The organism is Kribbella steppae (genome assembly GCF_004342025.1).
Classification (GTDB): Bacteria; Actinomycetota; Actinomycetes; order Propionibacteriales; family Kribbellaceae; genus Kribbella; species Kribbella steppae.
The window spans coordinates 174,432-194,368 of sequence record NZ_SLWN01000003.1; the positions used below are offsets into that span (position 1 = coordinate 174,432).

Here is a 19,937-nt window from a genome sequence, read left to right on the forward strand (position 1 = left end):
CGACCTCAGCGGTGGGTTACTGCGACCTCGGCGCCTCGGGCGGGGACCAAGGTGACGTTTTTGGGTTTGGCGGGTTCGGGGGTGGGGTTCGGGGCCTGGAAGTTGTAGGTGGCGAGGGCGGCGCGGAGGATCTCGGTGCCTTCCATCAGGGAGAAGCCGGCGCCGATGCACCGGCGCGCCCCGCCGCCGAACGGGATCCAGGTGCCGGGTGCCGGCGGATCGTCCTCGAGAAAACGCTGTGGACGGAAGTCCTGCGGCGTCGGGAAGTGCTCTGCATCCCGGTGCACCAGCCCGATCGCGGCCATGATCGTCGTACCGCGGGGCAACCGGTAGCCGGCCACGTCCGCGGTCTCGGTGAGTCGCCGCCCGACCTGGTAGACGACCGGATGCAGCCGCATCGCCTCCTTCACGATCGCCTCGAGCTCGTCGTCCGCACCCGCGTCCGCGGCCCGCTGACCGAACGCCAGCTCCTCCGGCCGCCGGGCCAGCTCGTGGAACGCCCAGCCCATCGCCGTCGCGGTCGTCTCGTGCCCGGCCAGCAGCAGCGTCACCAGCTGATCCCGCAGCTCCACGTCCGACCAGTTGCCCGCAGCAAGCAGTCGGGAGAGTACGTCGTTGCGTCCGGCAAGGTTCCCCCGGCGCCGGGCGATCTCGTCGTACAGGATCTCGTCGACCTGGCGCTGGAGGGTCAGGTACGTCCGCCACGGCGGCACCCGGAGCAGGGACGGGTAGAACCCGCCGAGCATGATCACCGGCGACACCGAGACGATCTTGTCCAGCAGCGGGCGGAGCTGGTTCAGCCGGTCGCGGTCCGTCACGCCGAAGACGACCTGCAGGATCACTTCGAGGGTCAGGTCCCGCATCCGCTGGTGCAGTTTGAACGGCTTGCCGATCGGCCAGTTCGCGACCTCGGCGCGGGCGAGTTCATGCACCATTTCGGCGTACCCGCGCAACGCCTGGCCCGAGAAGGCCGGCATCAGCTGACGGCGCATCCGGACGTGATCCTCGTCGTCCAGCAGCAGCAACGAGTGCGAGCCCATGATCGGTTCCAGCACGGTGTTGCCCTCACCCGCGTGCATTACAGACGGCGAACTGCCGAACACCTCCCGGATGTGCTCCGGTCTGCTCAGGACGACGACCACGCGGCTGGACGGGACCAACCGGATCGTGAACACGTCGCCGTACCGTTCGCGCATCCGCGGGAAGAACGTCTTGCGGTGACTGGCGAACAGCACGGTCTGAGCCAGCGTCGGCAACCGCGAACCGGGCGGCAATGTGCGAGCCGTCTGCCGGTCGAGCGTCCGGGAACCGAGCAAGGGTGTCGAGGCCATCCCACCTCCTAGCTGGGTCGTCCAAGCTACGTCAGCCACGCTACGTCAGCCGGGTGAACTCCGGGCGTCGAATGCGACAAGCGCCGCCACCAGCCGGGGCAGTTGGTCGTCACGCACCGGATCGAGCCCGGTCAACCAACCAACCTGACGCAGTCGGTAGTCGACGGTGTTGGCGTGGACGTGCAGGTCCGCCGCGGTCTGCCGCAGCCGCATCATGAGGCGAGGCGGGTAGAGGCTGGAGCAAGAAACGGGGGCTTGGGACAGGAAATTACCTGTCTCAGGCCCCCGCATCGTGTCCTAGGTCAGGAGCGCTTGAAGCGCAGGGTGAGGATCTGGAAGGGGCGGAGCTCGAGGGAGACTGCGCCGTCCGTCAGGTCACGGTCGGCCAGGTGGCGCTCGAGCAGGTCGACCTCGGTCGCCGATGCCACCCCGAAGGACGGGGCGACGGTGGCGCGGGAGCGACCGCCGGTGGACTCGTAGAGGCGGACGACGACGTCGCCGGACTGGTCGTCGGCTAGCTTCAGCGCCTCGACGATGACGTTGCCGTTGTCGATGGCAACGAGTGGCTCGACCCCGTCGGCGCCGGTGACGACCCGCTCCGGCAGGTTGATCCGGTAGCCCTCCTCGACCGCCTCCGGGATCCCGGCACCGACGACCAGCGCGTGGTTCACGGTGTGCACGCCCTGGTCGGTCTTCGGGTCGGGGAACCGCGGTGCACGGATCAGCGACGTACGGATCGTCGTGGTCGTGCCGCCGTCCTCACGCGCGGTCCGGTTGATGTCGTGGCCGTACGTCGAGTCGTTCACGACGGCGACGCCGTACCCGGGCTCGCCGACGTGCACCCAGCGGTGCGCCGCGATCTCGAACTTCGCCGCGTCCCACGAGGTGTTCTGGTGGGTCGGCCGGAAGATGTGCCCGAACTGGGTCTCCGACGCCGACCGATCGGCGTGTACGTCGACCGGGTACGCCGCCTTGAGGAACTTCTCCGCCTCGTGCCAGTCCATCGTGGTCTCGATGTCGACCCGCTTGGCGCCCGGCCGCAGCCGCAGCGTCTGGGTGACGTTGGATCGGTTGAAGGACCGCTTGACCACGACGGTCGCGACACCCTCGACCGTGCTGAAGTCGACGCTGTCCACCTCGGTCACGTCGCGGACGTTGTTCTTGTAGAACGAGTCGACGTCCCACGCGTCCCAGTGGTTCGGGGTGTCCACGTGCAGCTGCAGAAGGTTGCCCGCGGCACCTGGTGCGATCACCTCGCGGCCGGCCTCGACGTCGTACAGGGAGGTGATCAGACCACGCTCGTCGATCGTGACCCGGATGACCCCGTTGTCCAGGACACCGTTCTCGACCGACACGGCCTGGCCCTCACCGACGGCGATACCCGCGCCCAGACCTGCCACGCCACTGCGGGTGTGCGGTGCCGCGTTGAAGACGATCTGCGCATCGCCGGAGCCGGCCAGCGCCTGCTGGGCCGTCGCGATGATCCCGTTCAGCTCCTCGGCCAGCTTCGCGTACGTCGCCTCGGCCTCGCGGTGCACCCAGGAGATCGAGCTGCCTGGCAGGATGTCGTGGAACTGGTTCAGCAGCACGGCCTTCCAGATCCGGTCCAGGTCCTCGTACGGGTACGCGTCCAGCTTGCCCGCGACCACGGCCGCGGCCGACCACAGCTCGGCCTCGCGGAGCAGGTGCTCGCTGCGCCGGTTGCCCTGCTTGGTCTTGGCCTGCGAGGTGTACGTGGCCCGGTGGATCTCCAGGTAGAGCTCACCCGACCAGACCGGCGCGTGGTCGTGGTACTCGTCCTCGGCGGCGGTGAAGAACTCGGTCGGGGACTCGATCGTCACCCGCGGCGAGGACTCCAGGTTCGCCACCCGGCGCGCGGTCGCGACGAACTCGCGGGTGGGGCCGCCACCGCCGTCGCCGTACCCGAACGGCACCAGGGAGTGGGTCGCCGCACCGTTCTCGGCGAAGTTGCGCTGGGCGTGCGCCAGCTCGCGGCCGGACAGGTCGGAGTTGTAGGTGTCGATCGGCGGGAAGTGGGTGAACACCCGGGTGCCGTCGAGACCCTCCCACCAGAAGGTGTGGTGCGGGAACTTGTTCTCCTTGTTCCAGGAGATCTTCTGGGTCAGGAACCACTTCGACCCGGACAGCTTCACCAGCTGCGGCAGCGCGGCGGTGTAGCCGAACGAGTCCGGCAGCCAGACCTCCTGGGTGTCGATGCCGTACTCGTCCAGGAAGAACTTCTTGCCGTGCACGAACTGCCGGGCCAGCGCCTCGCCGCCGGGCAGGTTGGTGTCGGACTCGACCCACATGCCGCCCACCGGAACGATGGTGCCGTCGGCAACGGCCTTCTTCAGCCGCTCCCACACCTCCGGGTAGTTGTCCTTCACCCAGGCGTGCTGCTGCGCCTGCGAGAACGCGAAGACCAGCTCCGGGTACTCCTGCGCCAGCGTGGCGACGTTGGAGACGGTCCGGGCCACCTTGCGGCGGGTCTCGCGCAGCGGCCAGAGCCAGGCCGAGTCGATGTGCGCGTGACCGACCGCGGAGAGCTGGTGCGCGCTCGCGTGCGCCGGCCGGCTCAGTACGTCGGTCAGCTGGGCGCGGGCGTCGGCCGCCGTACCGGCGACGTTCTCGTAGTCCAGGGCGTCCAGCGCGCGGCTGAGCGCACGCAGGATCTCGCGGCGCCGCGGTTCCTGCGGGGTCAGTTGCTGCTGCAGGCCGTCCAGCGCCTCGAGGTCGAGGATCAGGTCCCACACCTCGGCGTTGAAGACGGCCAGGTCGGCGCGGGCCAACTGGTAGATCGGCGTCTCGCCGCGCTTGGCGCCGATGTCGACCTTGGCGTAGGCGTTGTCGAGCGGGATCTCCGGGTTGGCCGCGCCCTCGACGTAGAACTCGATCCGGTCGCCGGGCGAGGCCGCCGTACCGTCGGGGCCGAGGATCGACAGCGGTGCGTACGTCTGCCGCGGGTGCAGGCCCTTCAGCGGTACGCCGGAGGTGGTGTGGATCAGCCCTTCCGCGGAGAACCCGGGGCCGCCGCTGAAACCGAGGTCGATGACGGCCTCGATCTCGCTCCCGGCCCACTCGGCCGGCACCTGGCCGCTGAACTTGAACCACGCGGTGCCCCAGGCCGGACCCCAGGGCAGGCCGATCTCGGCCGGCTCGTAGGTCGCCGCGAGCGCCTCGGCGGGCGACACCGGCTCACCCGGGGCGTGCCACACCTGGATGTCCAGCGGGACCGCCGCGCCGTAGATCGCGGGGCGGATCCGCTCCCGCAGGGCGCGCCTGAGCCGCTCCTCGATGAGTTGACGGTCGTCGTGCACGAAATCATCCTCCGGGGTATGGCCGTGTCTGAATGGTCTTCTCACGCGACCCACACGGCCGCTGCGATGACAACGCTGTCACACCCACCCCAGGCCCGTCCAGACGCAGTTCATCGTTGCACTCCCGGTAGCGATCAGATCGCAGTCCGGGAGCGTGGCTACCGGTGGGGACCCGTTGCCGTCTAGGTTGTCCTGCATGGATCGACCCCGCCTCCTGACCCCTGCCGGGAACGGCCTCATCCAGTCAGCCGGTATGAGCCGGCGCAGCGTGCTCGGACTCGGCGCCGCTGCTGCCGCTGCGCTGGTCGTGCCCGGATGCTCCCGCGGCCGCTCGGACGAGCCCGCGCCGGCCGGCCCGGCCACGTTCGCCACCGGCAATGTGGGCGGTGTCTACAACACCTTCGGCAGCGGGCTGGCGAAGCTGGTCAGCGAGGTCACCGGTATGGAGCTCCTGACGATCGTCACGAACGGCTCGGTGGACAACCTGCAACGGGTGGCCGGGATGAAGGCCGACATGGGGTTCACCACCTCGGACACCGCGCTCAGCGCCCACGAGGGCACCGGTATGTTCGAGTCCGGCAGCCTCAAGTTCACCGCGCTGGCCCGGACGTACGACAACTACGTGCACGTCGTGGTCCCGACCGCGTCGAACGTCGTCCAGCTCAAGCACCTGAACGGCCTGACGGTGAACGTCGGCCCGATGAACTCCGGGACCAAGGTGGTGGCCGACCTCATCCTGGGCACCGCCAAGCTGCGAAACGTCAGGACGACCAACTACTCGCTCGAGGACGCGGTCGCCCAGCTGAAGCGGAAGGCCGACAACCAGGGCAAGGGCCCGGGGATCGACGCGCTGATCTGGAGCGGCGGCCTGCCGACCAAGCCGATCGGCGAACTACAGAAGTCGGTCGGCTTCCGGATGGTCGACATCGGAATGGTCGCCGAGGAGATCTCGCTGAAGAAGTTCGGCGGCTACATCGTGTCCTCGATCCCGCCGTCGGTGTACGGCCTGGCCACCTCGGTGCCGACGCTGGCGGTGCCGAACTACCTGATCGCCCGGCCGAACCTGTCCGACTCCTGGGCCTGGTGGACGGTCAACACGATGTTCCGCCGGCAGAACGACCTGATGGCGGCCCACGAGGAGGCCGGCTCGCTGGACCCGCGCTCGGCGATCGCCACCATGCCGATCCCGTTGCACCCCGCCGCCGAACGCTGGTTCCGCGCCAACCACATCTGAGCTCCCCGGGTACGACGTACCGCCGGCTTGCCGCGTCCGTCGTAGCTGCTGTCAGACGTCGTAGTCGTCGATCAGGGGGACGCGGACCTCGATCACCAGGCCGCCGCCGATCGGCGGACGTGCGACCACGCGGCCGCCGACCCGGGCCGCCTCGGACCGGACGATCGCCAGTCCCAGCCCGGTGCCCGGCATCTCCCGGTGGTGCGCGCTGCGCCAGAACCGCTCGCCGACCTTCTTCAGGTCACGCGACCCGAGCCCGAGGCCGTGGTCGCGGACCGACATCACCACTTCGGTGCCGTCGCGCGTCACCGACACCTCCACCGGCGGAGCGCCGTACTTGGAGGCGTTGTCGAGCAGGACGTCGAGGATGTCGTCCACCTCGAGCTCCGGGCCGACACCGCCCGGCACCATCTCGCCGATGATGAGTTCCATGTCGTCGGCGGCGTACACGGCCTTCCAGCCGACCAGCCGCTCCTTCACCGCCTGGGCCAGGTCCAGCGGCTCTTCGTTGCTCTCGGCATCGGCTCCGGGGCGGTCCGAGCCGGCCAGCCGGGACAGCCGCTGGACGATCCGGCCGAGCCGGTCGATGTCGCTGAGTGCGAACCGGGCCGTCGGCGACAGCCGGGACAGCCCCTCGATGTGGATCCGCGCCGAGGTCAGCGGGGTCCGGAGCTGGTGCGATGCGTCGGCAACGAACTCGCGCTCGCGCTGGCGGGCCTGGTGCAGGCTGAGTGCCATCGAGTTGAAGCTGTCGCCGAGTCGTCGCAGCTCTGGTGCACGCCCGTCGGTGGACACCCGGGTGTCCAGGGCGCCGCGGGTGATCTGGTGGGTCGCGTTGTCGAGGTCGTTCAGCGGCCGCAGCACCCAGCGGGTGATCGGCCGGACGATACCGATGACGATCGCGCCGATGCTGATCAGCAGACCGCCGAGGAGCAGCAGCAGGCCGTTCTGCACCTGGTCCCGGGCCTTCTCGGTCGGCACCCGCAGTACGGCGGCACCGAGCACGCGGCCGTTGTTGACGACCGGACGGGCCACCACCATCTCGCCGGTGCGCCAGGGGAACAGGGCCGGTGGCTCGGCGGGCAGGCGGCCGGCCAGCGTGCTGTCGAGGGCGGTCGCCAGGTCCGGCTCCTTCACGTCGACACCGGACCGTGAGGTGGCCACCACCTTGCGGTCGACGTCGACGACGAACACCGGGGTGTTGTAGAGCTCGTGGTAGCGGACGGCCAGCTCGCGCAGGTTGGCGATGTCACCGGACTGCAGCGGCGACTCCGCCATGGTGGCGAACCAGTCCGCGTCGTTGCTGCGGGACAGGAACAACGTCCGCGACGTACTGGTGGCGATGTAGTTGGCCAGCGGTACGGCGGCGACGACGGCCAGGATGACGACCATCGGTACGAGTGACTGCAGCAGACGACGGCGCAACGGTCAGTCCGAACCCAGGCGGTAGCCGACACCGCGGATGGTCTGGACCAGCTCGGGCCGGCCGAGCTTGGCGCGCAGGCTGGCCACGTGCACGTCCATCGTCCGCGACGAGGCCTCGAAGACGGACTGCCAGGCGTACAGCGCGACCTGTTCTCGGGGGACCACCCGGCCGTGGTGAGCGGCCAGCACAGCTAGCACGTCGAACTCCTTGCGGGTCAGGCTGATGGGCTTGTCCGCGACCTGGACGGTCCGGGCCTCGATGTCCACGGTCAGGTCGCCGACCGTCACCCGGGGGCGGGGCTGCAAGAGGCCGGTACGACGAAGTACAGCATCGATCCGGGCCAGCAGCTCGGATATCGCGAACGGTTTCACCACATAGTCGTCCGCACCGCTGCGCAACCCGCGGACCCGGTCGGCGGCCTCGCCGCGCGCGGTCACCGCGATCACCGGAACGTCCGACACCGTGCGGATCTGCCGGCAGACGTTGATACCGTCGCCGTCCGGCAGGCCGAGGTCCAGCAGGACCAGGTCGCCGGGGTCCGCTGCGAGGGCGTCCGCGGCCGTCCGGACATGCGTAACCATCAAGCCGTAACGCCGCAACGCAGGTATCAGGGCATTCGCGATATCGAGATCGTCCTCGACCAACAAGATCCTGACCGCGCCACTCATGCGGTGATCGTAGGCCAGGAGACGCTCATGTGTGTCAGATCTTGGTAAAGACGTAATCACGCGACTCCACGCAGTGTTCGGCAACATTAGCCTTCCGGACACAGGAGGGAACCGGTAGATGACTGTCGGTATCGGTACGGGGGGCGGCTCGCCCGCGCCCTCCGATGAAGAACTCGCCGAGTATGAGCAGGAACGGCCCGCTCGGCGGCTCCGGCCTGTCCTGGACCTCGTCATAGCGGTCTGGTGCGCAATCGTCAGCATCGGCGTGCTGGTGCAGGTCTTCTTCCCACTACCACAGGGCACGCAGTTTTACTTGGTGATCTTTCTCGCAGCGGTTCTGCCGATCACTCTGCTGTGTTACCGCGGTTGGAAGGTGCCGGCGTTCCTCAATCCGTTCAAGAACCGGTCGCACGACGACCCCGGCATCACCGACTGGATCCTGGCCGTCGCCGCGTTCGCGGTGTGCGTCTACCCGCTCTTCGACTTCGACGGATATCTGGAACGCCGTCAGGCGCCGACGACTCTCGATCTGGTGGTCGGCACTCTGCTGCTTGTGCTGTTGCTCGAGGCATGCCGTCGTACCACTGGATGGGTGCTGCCGGTCTTCAGCCTGTTGTTCATCGCTTACGCGTACTACGGCGGCTTCCTGCCCTACACGTGGTCGCTGGCGCATCAGGGTTTCAACTTTGACGCGATCATCGCGCAGTTCACCATGGGCACGGCCGGGTTCTACGGCACGCCGCTGGCGGTCGCGGCGAGCTACATCGTGCTGTTCACGATCTACGGCGCCGTACTGGACTACTCCGGCGCCGGGAAGTTCTTCATCGACCTGTCCTTCGCGGCCTTCAAGCGCAGCCGTACGGCGCCCGGCCGCACCGTCACCCTGGCCGGCTTCCTGCTGGGCAGCGTGTCCGGCTCGGGTACGGCGACCGCGGTGTCACTCGGCACGGTGTCGTGGCCGATCCTGCGGCGGGCGGGCTATCCGCCGGAACCCGCAGGCGGAATGCTGGCCGCCTCCGGCATCGGCGCGATCCTGTCGCCGCCGACCCTGGGCGCGGCCGCGTTCATCATCGCCGAGTTCCTGCAGGTGTCGTACCTGACCGTCCTCGGGTACGCCGTCATCCCGACCATCCTGTATTACCTGGGCATCCTGCTCGCGATCGAGATCGACGCCCGCCGGCACGGGACTAGTTCGGCGGAGACGTCCACGGACTCGGCTCTGCGGTTGCTGCTGCGGTTCGGGTACCACTTCCTGTCGTTGTTCGTGATCATCGGCTTCATGGCGGTCGACGTACCGCCGTTCAAGGCCGTGGTCTACGCGGTGATTATCCAGTTCGGACTGTCGTTCCTGGACCGCGAGCACCGGCTGACCGCGCCGCGACTGTACAAAGCGCTTGCCCAGGGCACCCGTTCGGTGCTGCCGGTGGCGGCCACCTGCGCAACCGCCGGCGTGATCGTCGCGGTCACCACGCAGACCGGGCTCGGCCTCAACCTGGCCGAGATCATCGTCACCGCGGCCCGCGGCCTGACCGACAACCACACCGTGGTGCTGATCCTGACCGTGGTGCTGTCGGCGTTCGCCGTACTGATCCTCGGACTGGCCGTGCCGGTGACCGCGTCGTTCATCATCGCCGCCGTGATCATCGCGCCGGCCTTGGTCCAGCTCGGGGTGACGCAGCCCGAGGCGTACATGTTCATCTTCTACTACGCCGTACTGTCGGAGGTGTCGCCGCCGACCGCGCTGGCCGCGGTCGCGACGTCCGCGATCACCGGCGGCAAGGTGATGCCGACGATGTGGCAGGCGTGGAAGTACACGCTGCCGGCGTTCCTGGTGCCGTTCGCGTTCGTGCTCACCGACAACGGCGCACACCTGCTGGGTCAGGGATCGTTCATCGGCATGGTGTGGACGTTGGCCGTCTCGATGCTGGCAGTCGCCGCGCTCGCGGTGGTGACCGGCGGCTGGATCGTCACTGCGGCCGGCTGGCTCGAGCGGCTGGTGTGTGTACCGGCCGCGCTGCTGTTGCTTTATCTTGCGCCCGTAACCATCACGGCCGGAATCTGTTTGCTACTTGTTGCCGTCGTCATCAATCTGGTCCGGCGGCAGCGCAGTATGAATGCTGACCCCACCCCACCGCCCCGGTCAGAGGCCGGCCCGAAGGAAGGACCCGTCACTTGATGAGAACCCGTCGCCTCCCCGCCGCTGTGGTGGCGCTCGCCGCTGTCGTCTCGCTGGTCGCCTGCGGCGGTCAGCGGGAACCCTCGGACACCGGTTCCGCCGACGGCGGCCGGCTGACCATTGCCACCGGCAACACCACCGGCGTCTACTACCAGCTCGGCGGTGCGCTGGCATCACTGATCTCGCAGAAGGTCTCCGGTTACCGGGCGACCGCGAGCGAGACCGGCGCCTCGGTGCAGAACGTGCAGGGCCTGGTGGCGGGGAACTACGACATCGCGTTCTCGCTCGGTGACACCGCCGCCGACGCGGTGAAGGGTGAGAACAGCTTCAACACGCCGCAGGACGTCGTCGCGCTGACCAAGCTCTACAACAACTACACGCAGGTCGCCGTCCGGACCTCGGCCGGGATCAACTCGATCGCCGACCTGAAGGGCAAGCGGGTCTCCACCGGTTCGCCGAACTCCGGCACCGAGGTGATCGCCCGGCGCCTGCTCGAGGCCGCCGGTCTCGACCCGGCCAAGGACGTCACCGCCCAGCGGCTCGGGCTGCCGGAGTCGGTGGACGCGATGAAGTCGGGTTCCATCGACGCACTGGTCTGGTCCGGTGGCCTGCCGACCGGCGGTATCACCGACCTGACCACCAGCATGGGCAAGAACGTGAAGCTGATCCCGATCGTGGACCTGCTGCCGAAGATGCAGGAGAAGTACGGCCCGGTCTACTCCCAGGCCCCGATCCCGGCGGCGACGTACAAGCAGCCGGCCGACGTGGCCACCATCGTCGTACCGAACGTGCTGCTGGTCCGCAAGAACATGAAGGACGAGCTGGCCGAGCAGCTGACCAAGGTCATCTACGAGAACAAGGACGCCCTGGTCGCGGTGAACGCGGCCGCCAAGGGCATCGACCTGGCGAACGCCGACAAGACCGACCCGGTGCAGGTGCACCCGGGGGCGAAGAAGGCGATCGACGGGCTGAGATAACCAGACCGTCCTCCCCCGCACACCAGGCGCAGCGGGGGAGGACGCAAAGGTCCCACCTCCGCACACCAGGCGCAGCGAAGGCGGGACCGACGCCGGCTCTCACAACCAGGCGCAGTGAGAGCAGGCAGGCCGGGCCCGGCCCTCCGGAGGCATCCGGGGGACGCCGGGCCCGGTCACTTGCTTTCCCGGGCGCTTTACTGAGCGCGTTACTGGGCGCCTTGCTCCTTCTCCGGCGTCCGCGTGTTCTCGGGCATCGGAGTGTTCTCCTCCATCGGCGTGCCGTAGAGGTAGTGCGACAGCGCTGAGTCGCGCTTCGGGTGGACGTGGTACTTGGTGGGTACGACGCGGCCCTCCGCGCTGTCCCACGTGATGTCGGCCAACCGCCACATGCGGTGCGCCAGTCGTCCCGCCATCCCAGTGTGCGGTGAGTACGGATGTGCGCGAGTCGGAGCCACTTCCTCCGCCTCCAGCAGCTTCTCGGTCAGCGTGTTGACGTCCGCGTCGTCCATCTCGTCACTGAGCCGCTGGCTGTACGCCGTCTCCATTTGCTCGTGCTGGGTGAGCAGGCGGTCGATCGAGTGCCACACCTCGCGCGACGTCACGTCCTGCATGCGGCTGTCGCCGTACTGGCGTCCCTTCAGGAACCGCAGCGACCGCTCCAGTTCCTTCGCGTTGCCGACGTACCTGGCGACCAGGTCGTCGCCGTCGGGCAGACGGCGTACATGCGGGAGGAGGACGTCCTCGGCGGCGGCGAGGTGCTGGGCGGCGATGGCGTAGAACCAGTCGGTCTGGTGCCTGCGCTCCGGGTGCGCGGCGGCCGGATGGTGAGCCGGCTCGGACAGCTCGCGGATCCGGGCGTGTTCGTAGGTCAGGGCCAATTCGAGCGTCGAAGCGGTCATGGCAACCACCTCCAGGGGGTCTTCACTCCAGCGTGTGCCCATCCGCGTGCGACCGCAATCGCCCCACCGCGCTCCGTAACCCAACCGGTGCCGCTTACAGGCCCCCGCGAACTGTGGTCGGACTTCAGGCGCCCGCACTGTGGTCGGGACCTTCCGGCGCCCGCTGAGAGGGCTTCCGGCGCTCGCGACGTGAAACGCCCGGGCTCAACCGTGGGAGGTTGGCCCGGGCAGGGGTGGAGCGGTCAGGAGTCGGAGCTCTTCTTCCAGAGGTTGATACCGGCTTCGACGGCGTCCGCGTCGATGGCCTCGAGCTCTTCCGGGGTGAACTTCAGGTTGTTCACCGCCGCGAGGTTGTTCTCCAGCTGGGCGACGCTGGACGCGCCGATCAGGGCGCTGGTGACGCGGTCGTCGCGCAGGGTCCAGGCGAGCGCGAGCTGCGCGACGGACTGGCCGCGCTGCTTGGCGATCTCACTGAGCGCGCGGACGTGCTTCAGCGTGTCCTCGGTCAGGGAGTCGGGGTTGAGCGACTTGCCCTGCGCCGCACGGGAGTCCGCCGGTACGCCGTCCAGGTAGCGATCGGTCAGCACACCCTGCGCCAGCGGCGAGAACGCGATCACGCCGACACCCAGCTCACCGACGGCGTCGAGCAGGTCCTCCTCGATCCAGCGGTTCAGCATCGAGTACGACGGCTGGTGGATCAGCAGCGGCGTCCCCAGCTCCTGCAGAATCCGGGCCGCCTCCCGGGTCCGGTCGGCCGAGTACGACGAGATGCCGGCGTACAGGGCCTTGCCCGAACGCACTGCGGCGTCGAGCGCACCCATCGTCTCCTCGAGCGGCGTGTCCGGGTCGAACCGGTGCGAGTAGAAGATGTCGACGTAGTCCACGCCCATCCGGCTCAGCGACTGGTCCAGCGAGGCGAGCAGGTACTTCCGCGAGCCGCCGCCCTGACCGTACGGCCCCGGCCACATGTCGTACCCGGCCTTGGTCGACAGGATCAGCTCGTCGCGGTACTTCGCGAAGTCGCGGGCGAAGTGCGTCCCGAAGTTCGTCTCCGCCGAGCCGTACGGCGGACCGTAGTTGTTCGCCAGGTCGAAGTGCGTGACGCCGAGGTCGAACGCCCGGCGCAGGATGTCGCGCTGGGTGACGAACGGCTTGTCATCGCCGAAGTTGTGCCACAGCCCCAGCGAGATCGCGGGCAGCTGCAACCCGCTGCGCCCCGTCCGCCGGTAGGCCATCTTGTCGTCGTACCGGTCCTGAGCGGCTACGTAGTCAGTCACGAGACCTCAGTCTGCCTCATGTCGTAACAAGTTCAAACCCCCTTGTTTTACAGCAGAAACCCCAGTGCTGACACCAAGAACCGCACCTTCTGGGTCAGGTGAGCGTGGACCAGGGTGCCGGTGGGTTGGTGGTGAAGAATCTCAGAAGGGCCAGGATGCGGCTGGCTGGGGGTGCGGTCCAGTGGCGCTGGCCTGGCCAGGGGTTGGCCGCCAGCTTGCCGAGGCCCCAGTGCAGATGGAACCAGAGGGCGGCAGCGGCTATCTCGTCCTCCTGCGGGGTGCGGCGTCCGGTGTGGGCGGTGCGGGTCTGGCGGATGTAGTCCGGGAGGATGGCGGCGACGTGTTCGAGGGGGAGTTTGGCGAAGTCCATGGCGCGTGGTGCCCAGGCAGCGTCGCCCCAGTCGATCAGCGCGCGGAGCTCGCCGTCCGGCCCGGCGAGAAGGTTGTGGGCGGCAACATCTCCGTGGATCAGCACCTTCGGTTCGTTCCGGTCGAAGCGGTCGGCCAGCCGGGTGAACCAGTCGCTCAGCCACTTCGCCGTACCGAGGTCCAGGTAGCCATGCTCCGCTAGGTGGTCGACCGTCCGCCACGGATCGCGACTGTCGTCCTCCGGTACGCCGGCAAGGTCGGTTCGCTCGGCTTCATGCAGCCGTGCCAAGTGCTCCGCCAGTCCCACCGGCACCTCGGTCGGCTCGGTCCCGTGCACGCGTTCCATCACGACGTACGGCGCATCGATCAGTGCGCGGCTGGCGTCGTACTCGACGATTGCCGGAGTCAGTACGCCGGCCGACCGTGCGAAGGGTACGACGCCTGCCTCCTTCCGCAGGTCGTCCTCGAATCCTGGTCGCGCGACCCGCAGGAACAAGGCATCTCCGAGCACGAAACCGCGGTTCGCGACGCCGCCCGCGACCTCGGTCACCTGCTCCGGCGGAGCACCATGTCGCCGGCCGATCGCGGTGACGTGGGCCAGGAACTCGTCGCGTTCGCCCACCAGCACCTCCCTCGTCGTCGCGTGATCCGTCCCACGATCCTTGTGCCGGGGCACCGGGGCGTCCACCGGATTTGATGTACTGCGGGCGTGCGTGTCGATCTGGATCCGGAAGAGACCGGGCGGCGGCGGTTCTACGCGGCGCTGAACTCCGTGGTGGTGCCGCGGCCGATCGCGTGGGTGTCGAGCCTGTCCGCCGACGGTGTGCTGAACCTCGCGCCGCATTCGTTCTTCACCGTGGCCTGTGTGCAGCCGCCGATGGTGCAGTTCACCTCGGTCGGGCGGAAGGACAGCCTGAACAACGTCGAGGCGACCGGCGAGTTCGTGGTGAACTTCGCGGCCGAACCACTGTTCGAGCAGATCAACGCGACGGCGACCAACTTCCCCGCGGAGATCTCCGAGTTCGAAGCCGTCGGGCTGACCACCGAGCCCTCCCGCACCATCGCCGTACCGCGCGTCGCGGAGTCGCCGGTGGCGATCGAGTGCACCCTCCACACCACCCTCGAGCTGGGCGACTCGACCGTCGTGATCGGCCGGGTCCGCCACCTCGCGGTCGACGCGGCGGTGATGGTCGACGGCCACCCGGAGATCCGGCTGCTCCGCCCACTGGCCCGCCTGGGCAAGGACGAGTGGTCGACCCTCGGCGAGATCCGCTCGATCACCCGGATCCGCCACTCCGACTGGCCCGGTCATTACAAACCACCTCATTCCTGAGTTCGTCAGCTCTCACACGGGTTGGTTAGTGGGGTGGGGGTTCCTTGAGGGCGAGGAGTTTGGTGAGGGCGTCGAGGTGTGGGGACAGGCGGAGTGGGCTGCTGTCGGGGGACGGGGTGGTGGCCGGGTGCCACTCGAGGGTGGGGGTGACCAGGTGGATGTCGGGGGACAACGGGCCTGGGTCGTGGGTGTAGGAGCGGGACGCGAGGTTGAGCATCAGGCCCAGGGCGGGGATGACCGAGAGATCGCGGATGACGTGGATGAGGAGGAGGTCGCGGGCGGGGACGGCGGCGAGTACGCCGTACGGCGGGATCTCGGTGCGGAGGGATTCGCGGAGCACGGTGTCCAGGACGAGGGCACGGGACGCGGCGAAGATGGTGCCGGTGACCAGGGCGATCCTGATGTCGTCGTGCTCGACGTACTCGACGTGATCGGGGATGCGGCGGAGGTTGGTCAGGCCGAAGCGCTCGGCGTCGGACCAGGTCACGCCGAAATCGGACGGGTCGAGGAACATCGTGACGACGCCGTCCTGCGCCGTGGCCGGGATGGAGAGCAGGCCGGGGACGAAGTCGGCGCGGTCCGCGGACCACTCGGGTGGGAGTGCGTCGCGCGGGACCAGGCGCTGGATCAGCTCTCGCTCGGGGTCGGTGGGTGGCAGTGGAGGGCCCTGGCGTAGGCGGTCCAGGAGGTGGAGGAAGTGCTCCTCGACCAGGGCCGGCCAGCGGTGCTCCTCGAATCTGGAGACGGCACGGGCCAGGTTGCTCAGGCCGAGGATCGGGCCGTCCGCGGCTGGGTCGACCGGGACGAGGGTCGCGCCACCCGTGTAGGTGACGTCGAGGCCGAGGCGGGCCGCGGCGGTGAGGCCGAGGCGCACAAGTCGTGTGGCCTGGAGCTGGGTCAACGGAATCAGGACCGGGTCGGGCCGGTCGGAGTGGTTGCCGTGGGCACGTTCGGTGGAGCTGTCGATGGTCATCGTGGCCACCTCCTCGCCAGAGAAAGTACGAGGAATGGCACCCGATCCAGCCGGTCGTTTCGAACCTGTGGACAACTGCCCGGGATAGTCTGCGGCAACACCTCGGTGAACACGTCAGGCACGCAGGAGGAGTGGAACAGGATGTCCAGCACACCGTCGTCGCGGCCGACCTCGGAGACGCGGTTGTCGCTGTCGCACATCACCGCGCAGAACGAGACCAACCTGCTGGGCACCGTGCACGGTGGCGTGATCATGACGCTGGTCGACTCGGTCGCGGGGGTGGTGGCGGCGCGGCATTCGGGTGGTCCCGCGGTCACCGCGTCGATGGACGAGATGACCTTCCTGGTGCCGGTGCGGGTCGGCGACGTCGTGCATTTCAGCGGTCAGGTGAACTGGACCGGGCGCAGTTCGATGGAGGTCGGCGTACGGATCACGGCCGATCGCTGGGACTCCGTCGGGCCCGAGGTTCATGTCGCGTCGGCGTACCTGGTGTTCGTCGCGGTCGACACCGACGGGCAGCCGCGGGCGGTACCGCAGGTCGTGCCGGAGACCGACGAGGAGCGCCGCCGGCTTCGCGAGGCCGAGATCCGGCGCAGCCACCGGCTCGCCCGGCGCGCAGCCATCATCGCCTCCCGCGAGGAAGACGCCCGTGAGCAAGACGCCCGCGATCAAGACACCCGCGAGAAAGTAGCTCCCGAGGACGCCGCGCGCGAAGCCACGGCTGACACCGTGGACGGCGCGCGGTGAGCTTGTTCGGCAGCGCACGGCGGCATCCGTCGGCGGTGTTGCTGCTCGTGCAGCTGCTCGGCGTCCTTGTCTACCCCGCGATGGAAGGTTCCCGCGGCGGCCGCGTCGCGTTCGAGATCCTCGGCATCTTCGTACTCGTCCTGGCCGTCTTCTCCGTCCGCGCCACCCCCGGCCTGACCTGGGTCAGCATCGGCCTCGGCATCCCGGCCGTCGTTCTCTCGCTGGTCGACGCATTCAGCCCGACTGAGCCGGTCGTGGCCATCTCCGCCGTACTGCACGCGGCCTTCTACTTCTACGCCGCCTACAGTCTGCTGCGGTACATGCTGTCCGATCATGACGTCAGCACGGACGAGCTCTACGCGACCGGTGCGACGTTCACCTTGGTGGCTTGGGGTTTCGCCTACTTGTATGTGTTCATCCAGGTGCTGGTGCCCGGCAGCTTCATTGCGGCCGTCAACCCAACCGGAGACCGCACCTGGATGGAGCTGCTGTTCCTAAGCTTCACCACGCTGTCCAGCACGGGCCTCAGCGACATCATCCCCATCACGTCGTGGGGCAGGTCGGTGGTCATGCTCGAGCAGCTGGCAGGTCTCGGGTACGTCGCCATGGTCGTGTCCCGCCTGGTCGGCCTGACCATCACCAGACGCAGCAACACCTAGACCCCCCCCGTTCCTCCAGAAGCACTTCGCCAAGGGAATCATGATCGGCGCCGTGAAGGGCTAGCAACGTGGAGGCCGAGCCGACAGGCCTTGTGCCGCCGGGTGGATGAGCGAGCGGGACCGGTTCTGGCTACGCTGCGGGGATGGCGGAACCCCGGTGGCTGAACGAGCAGGAGCAACAGGCGTGGCGCGCGTTCATCGCGGCGCAGCGCGTGGTGAACACCCGGATCGAGCAGCAGCTGCAACGCGATGCAGGGATACCGCACACGTACTACGAGATCCTCGTCCGACTGTCCGAGGCGCCTGACGGCCGGCTGCGGATGAGTGGGCTCGCGGTGGCCACCCAGGGCTCGCGCAGCCGCCTCTCGCACGCGGTGAACCGGCTGGAGCAGGCAGGCTGGGTACGTCGCGAGGGCATCGAGTCCGACCGTCGCGGTCAGGTCGCGATCATCACCGATCTGGGCAGGCAGAAGCTGGTCGAGACCGCACCCGGCCACGTGGAGGAAGTCCGCAAGTCGGTCTTCGACGCGCTCACCGAGGATCAGATCGACCACCTGCACGACATCTGCGCCACCCTCGCCCAGCACTCCGGCGACACGGTCGACCGGGCCGCTTGGGAGCGCCGCTGACATGAAGCGCCAAGCAGCAGCGGTCGTGCTGACAGCTCTCCTGCTGACCAGCTGCAGCGACTCCGGCTCACCCACCGCCGGCCCCAGCACAGTGCCGTCCTCGTCGGCCACACTGCCCACCACAGCAGCGCCCACCCCGCCACCGACCTCAACACCGACACCGACACCGACCCCAAGCCAGACGGCCACGCCGACGCAGACCAGCTGCATCGACCAGAAGCTGCAAGCCCTCACCCTGCGAGAGCAAGCGGCGCAGCTGATCATGACCGGCATCAGCGCCAACGGCATGACCTCGACCCAGCGCCCCATCGTGCAGAAGCAGAAGCCCGGCGGCATCCTCCTGCTCGGCAACGGCGGCAGCCTGTCCCACACCCGTACGGCAATGGCCGCGACGACCACTGCCGCCACGGTCAAGGGCATCCGCCCGCTGATCGCGGCAGACCAGGAGGGCGGTCAGGTCCAGCGTCTGAAGGGCCCTGGCTTCGACCGCATTCCGGCCGCGACCGTGCAGGGCACCTGGTCCAGCTCCAAGCTCACCTCCGAAGCGGAGGGGTGGGGCGACCAGCTCAAGGAGGCCGGTGTCAACGTCGACCTCGCGCCGGTGGCTGACGTCGTACCGAACTCGCTGAAGGAGCAGAACGCTCCGATCGGCAGTCTGGACCGTGAGTACGGCAACACGCCGGGGGAGGTCGGGCCGCCCGTCCAGGCGTTCGTGAGGGGTATGCAGGCAGCCGGTGTGATGACCTCGGTCAAGCACTTCCCGGGCCTCGGCCGAGTGCGCGGCAACACCGACTTCTCCTCCGGTGTGGTCGACAACGTCACTGTGCGCGGTGACGCGGACCTCCAGCCGTTCGCCGACGGGCTCGAGGCGGGTGCCGACATGGTGATGATCTCGACCGCCACCTACAACAAGATCGACCCGAAGAACCGCGCGGTGTTCTCGCCGACCGTCATCCAGGGCATGGTCCGCGGCGATCTGAAGTGGGGTGGCGTGGTGATCACCGACGACGTCGGCGCGGCCGCGGAGGTGGCCTCGGTACCGGCGGGCCAGCGGGCGACCCGGTTCGTCGCAGCCGGCGGGGACATCGTCATCAACGCCAGGGCGGGGCTGACCTCCACCATGGTGAACGCTCTGGTCGCCAAGGCCGAGCAGGACAAGACGTTCGCCGCACAGCTGACGAGTAGCGTGAGGCGCGTGCTGACACTCAAGGAGAGCCACGGCCTGGTGAGCTGCGGATGACGGAGGAGCAGGAACCCGACTACCGCTTCACCCTGGCCAACGAGCGGACCTATCTGGCCTATCTGCGGACCTCCCTGGCCTGCTACGCGGGCGGTCTGTCCGCCGTACAGTTCCTCGATCTCGGCCCGGACCGCTGGGCGGCCAAGATCATCGGTGTGGTTCTGGTCACCACCGGGATCATCACCACGGCAGGCGCCTTCCGCCGCTGGCAGCAGAACTTCACCGCGATGCGAACCGGTGGCCGTCTCCCGGTGACCCGGCTGCCCTTGATGCTGGCAGCAACGATCGGTGTGGTCGGCCTGATCGGCCTGCTGTTCTCGATATGGCGATGAGCACGCCGGACCCCGGTCTGCAGCCTGAGCGGACACTGCTCGCCTGGCGTCGTACGGCGCTGGGCCTGATCGCCAACAGCATCCTCCTGCTCGCCTCCGGCCACGGTGCGTCGGACGTCCGCACCGGCCTCGGCATCGTCGTGCTGGTCCTGTCACTGGCCTGCTGGGCCGCGGTCAGCGCCGTCTACCGCCGTACCAAGGGTGCTCCGGTTCATGCCCTCGGCCACCAACGACTGCTCCGCGCGGCGGCCGGTCTGGTCCTGGTGGTCGGGCTGTTCGACCTGTACGCCGTGCTCACGCGCTGAAACCGAATGGTTACTCACCGGTCGTGTCCAGGCGGGGGAGTTCAT

Annotated in this window: 19 protein-coding genes; 10 read left to right on the forward strand and 9 right to left on the reverse strand. The window is 68.4% G+C overall.

What is annotated here, in order from left to right:
- Positions 1–5: 5 nt before the first annotated feature.
- From EV652_RS09490 to EV652_RS09500, 3 genes are all read right to left on the reverse strand, one after another.
- Complete coding sequence (locus EV652_RS09490; protein ID WP_132208665.1) at positions 6–1,331, reverse strand: cytochrome P450; 1,326 nt, start codon at positions 1,329–1,331, stop codon at positions 6–8.
- A 45-nt stretch (positions 1,332–1,376) separates the two neighbouring features.
- Entirely contained in the window at positions 1,377–1,547 is a 171-nt protein-coding gene (locus tag EV652_RS09495; protein ID WP_199238099.1) for a helix-turn-helix domain-containing protein, read from the reverse strand.
- Between the two features lie 86 nt (positions 1,548–1,633).
- A complete protein-coding gene (locus EV652_RS09500) occupies positions 1,634–4,648 on the reverse strand; it encodes an alpha-mannosidase (RefSeq protein WP_132208667.1) in 3,015 nt (1,004 codons plus the stop codon).
- Positions 4,649–4,844: 196 nt separating this feature from the next.
- Between EV652_RS09500 and EV652_RS09505 the strand changes: the two genes are divergently transcribed.
- Positions 4,845–5,882: a TAXI family TRAP transporter solute-binding subunit gene (locus EV652_RS09505; RefSeq protein WP_242001668.1), complete on the forward strand. Its 1,038-nt coding sequence runs from the start codon at positions 4,845–4,847 to the stop codon at positions 5,880–5,882.
- 51 nt (positions 5,883–5,933) lie between these two features.
- On the opposite strand, the gene EV652_RS09510 is transcribed toward EV652_RS09505, so the two are convergent.
- The gene (locus EV652_RS09510) at positions 5,934–7,274 is read right to left on the reverse strand and encodes a sensor histidine kinase (protein WP_132208668.1); all 1,341 of its coding nucleotides are present in this window, start codon (positions 7,272–7,274) and stop codon (positions 5,934–5,936) included.
- 36 nt (positions 7,275–7,310) lie between these two features.
- Positions 7,311–7,976, reverse strand: a complete 666-nt coding sequence (locus EV652_RS09515; protein ID WP_012918592.1) for a response regulator transcription factor — start codon at positions 7,974–7,976, stop codon at positions 7,311–7,313.
- Between the two features lie 118 nt (positions 7,977–8,094).
- Between EV652_RS09515 and EV652_RS09520 the strand changes: the two genes are divergently transcribed.
- Complete coding sequence (locus tag EV652_RS09520) at positions 8,095–10,152, forward strand: TRAP transporter permease (protein WP_132208669.1); 2,058 nt, start codon at positions 8,095–8,097, stop codon at positions 10,150–10,152.
- On the forward strand, positions 10,152–11,129 hold the full coding sequence (locus EV652_RS09525; RefSeq protein WP_132208670.1) for a TAXI family TRAP transporter solute-binding subunit: 978 nt from the start codon (positions 10,152–10,154) through the stop codon (positions 11,127–11,129). Before EV652_RS09520 ends, EV652_RS09525 begins: the two co-directional genes overlap by 1 nt.
- Before the next feature lie 206 nt (positions 11,130–11,335).
- Here the strand turns inward: EV652_RS09525 and EV652_RS09530 are convergent, their stop codons facing one another.
- From EV652_RS09530 to EV652_RS09540, 3 genes are all read right to left on the reverse strand, one after another.
- Positions 11,336–12,028 carry a hypothetical protein gene (locus EV652_RS09530; protein ID WP_132208671.1) on the reverse strand — a complete coding sequence of 231 codons (693 nt, stop codon included), beginning with the start codon at positions 12,026–12,028 and terminating at the stop codon, positions 11,336–11,338.
- Positions 12,029–12,270: 242 nt separating this feature from the next.
- The gene (mgrA, locus tag EV652_RS09535) at positions 12,271–13,305 is read right to left on the reverse strand and encodes an L-glyceraldehyde 3-phosphate reductase (RefSeq protein WP_132208672.1); all 1,035 of its coding nucleotides are present in this window, start codon (positions 13,303–13,305) and stop codon (positions 12,271–12,273) included.
- 94 nt (positions 13,306–13,399) lie between these two features.
- Positions 13,400–14,296 (reverse strand): phosphotransferase family protein, encoded by an 897-nt coding sequence (locus EV652_RS09540; protein WP_158441133.1) that lies wholly within the window; start codon positions 14,294–14,296, stop codon positions 13,400–13,402.
- Positions 14,297–14,383: 87 nt separating this feature from the next.
- Between EV652_RS09540 and EV652_RS09545 the strand changes: the two genes are divergently transcribed.
- The gene (locus EV652_RS09545; RefSeq protein WP_132208674.1) at positions 14,384–15,007 is read left to right on the forward strand and encodes a flavin reductase family protein; all 624 of its coding nucleotides are present in this window, start codon (positions 14,384–14,386) and stop codon (positions 15,005–15,007) included.
- 25 nt (positions 15,008–15,032) lie between these two features.
- Here the strand turns inward: EV652_RS09545 and EV652_RS09550 are convergent, their stop codons facing one another.
- Complete coding sequence (locus EV652_RS09550) at positions 15,033–15,980, reverse strand: DUF1444 domain-containing protein (RefSeq protein ID WP_132208675.1); 948 nt, start codon at positions 15,978–15,980, stop codon at positions 15,033–15,035.
- A 141-nt stretch (positions 15,981–16,121) separates the two neighbouring features.
- Here EV652_RS09550 and EV652_RS09555 point away from each other — a divergent pair, with 141 nt between their 5' ends.
- The 6 genes from EV652_RS09555 (at position 16,122) to EV652_RS09580 (ending at position 19,892) form a co-directional block, all read left to right on the forward strand.
- The gene (locus EV652_RS09555; protein WP_132208676.1) at positions 16,122–16,727 is read left to right on the forward strand and encodes an acyl-CoA thioesterase; all 606 of its coding nucleotides are present in this window, start codon (positions 16,122–16,124) and stop codon (positions 16,725–16,727) included.
- Positions 16,724–17,386 (forward strand): potassium channel family protein, encoded by a 663-nt coding sequence (locus tag EV652_RS09560; RefSeq protein WP_132208677.1) that lies wholly within the window; start codon positions 16,724–16,726, stop codon positions 17,384–17,386. The genes EV652_RS09555 and EV652_RS09560 overlap by 4 nt, the downstream gene beginning before the upstream one ends.
- 143 nt (positions 17,387–17,529) lie before the next feature.
- The gene (locus tag EV652_RS09565; protein ID WP_132208678.1) at positions 17,530–18,015 is read left to right on the forward strand and encodes a MarR family winged helix-turn-helix transcriptional regulator; all 486 of its coding nucleotides are present in this window, start codon (positions 17,530–17,532) and stop codon (positions 18,013–18,015) included.
- 1 nt (position 18,016) lies between these two features.
- Complete coding sequence (locus EV652_RS09570) at positions 18,017–19,255, forward strand: glycoside hydrolase family 3 N-terminal domain-containing protein (protein ID WP_242001669.1); 1,239 nt, start codon at positions 18,017–18,019, stop codon at positions 19,253–19,255.
- The gene (locus EV652_RS09575) at positions 19,252–19,587 is read left to right on the forward strand and encodes a YidH family protein (RefSeq protein WP_132208679.1); all 336 of its coding nucleotides are present in this window, start codon (positions 19,252–19,254) and stop codon (positions 19,585–19,587) included. The genes EV652_RS09570 and EV652_RS09575 overlap by 4 nt, the downstream gene beginning before the upstream one ends.
- Positions 19,584–19,892 (forward strand): DUF202 domain-containing protein, encoded by a 309-nt coding sequence (locus EV652_RS09580; RefSeq protein ID WP_242001670.1) that lies wholly within the window; start codon positions 19,584–19,586, stop codon positions 19,890–19,892. The genes EV652_RS09575 and EV652_RS09580 overlap by 4 nt, the downstream gene beginning before the upstream one ends.
- The last annotated feature ends 45 nt before the right edge of the window (positions 19,893–19,937 follow it).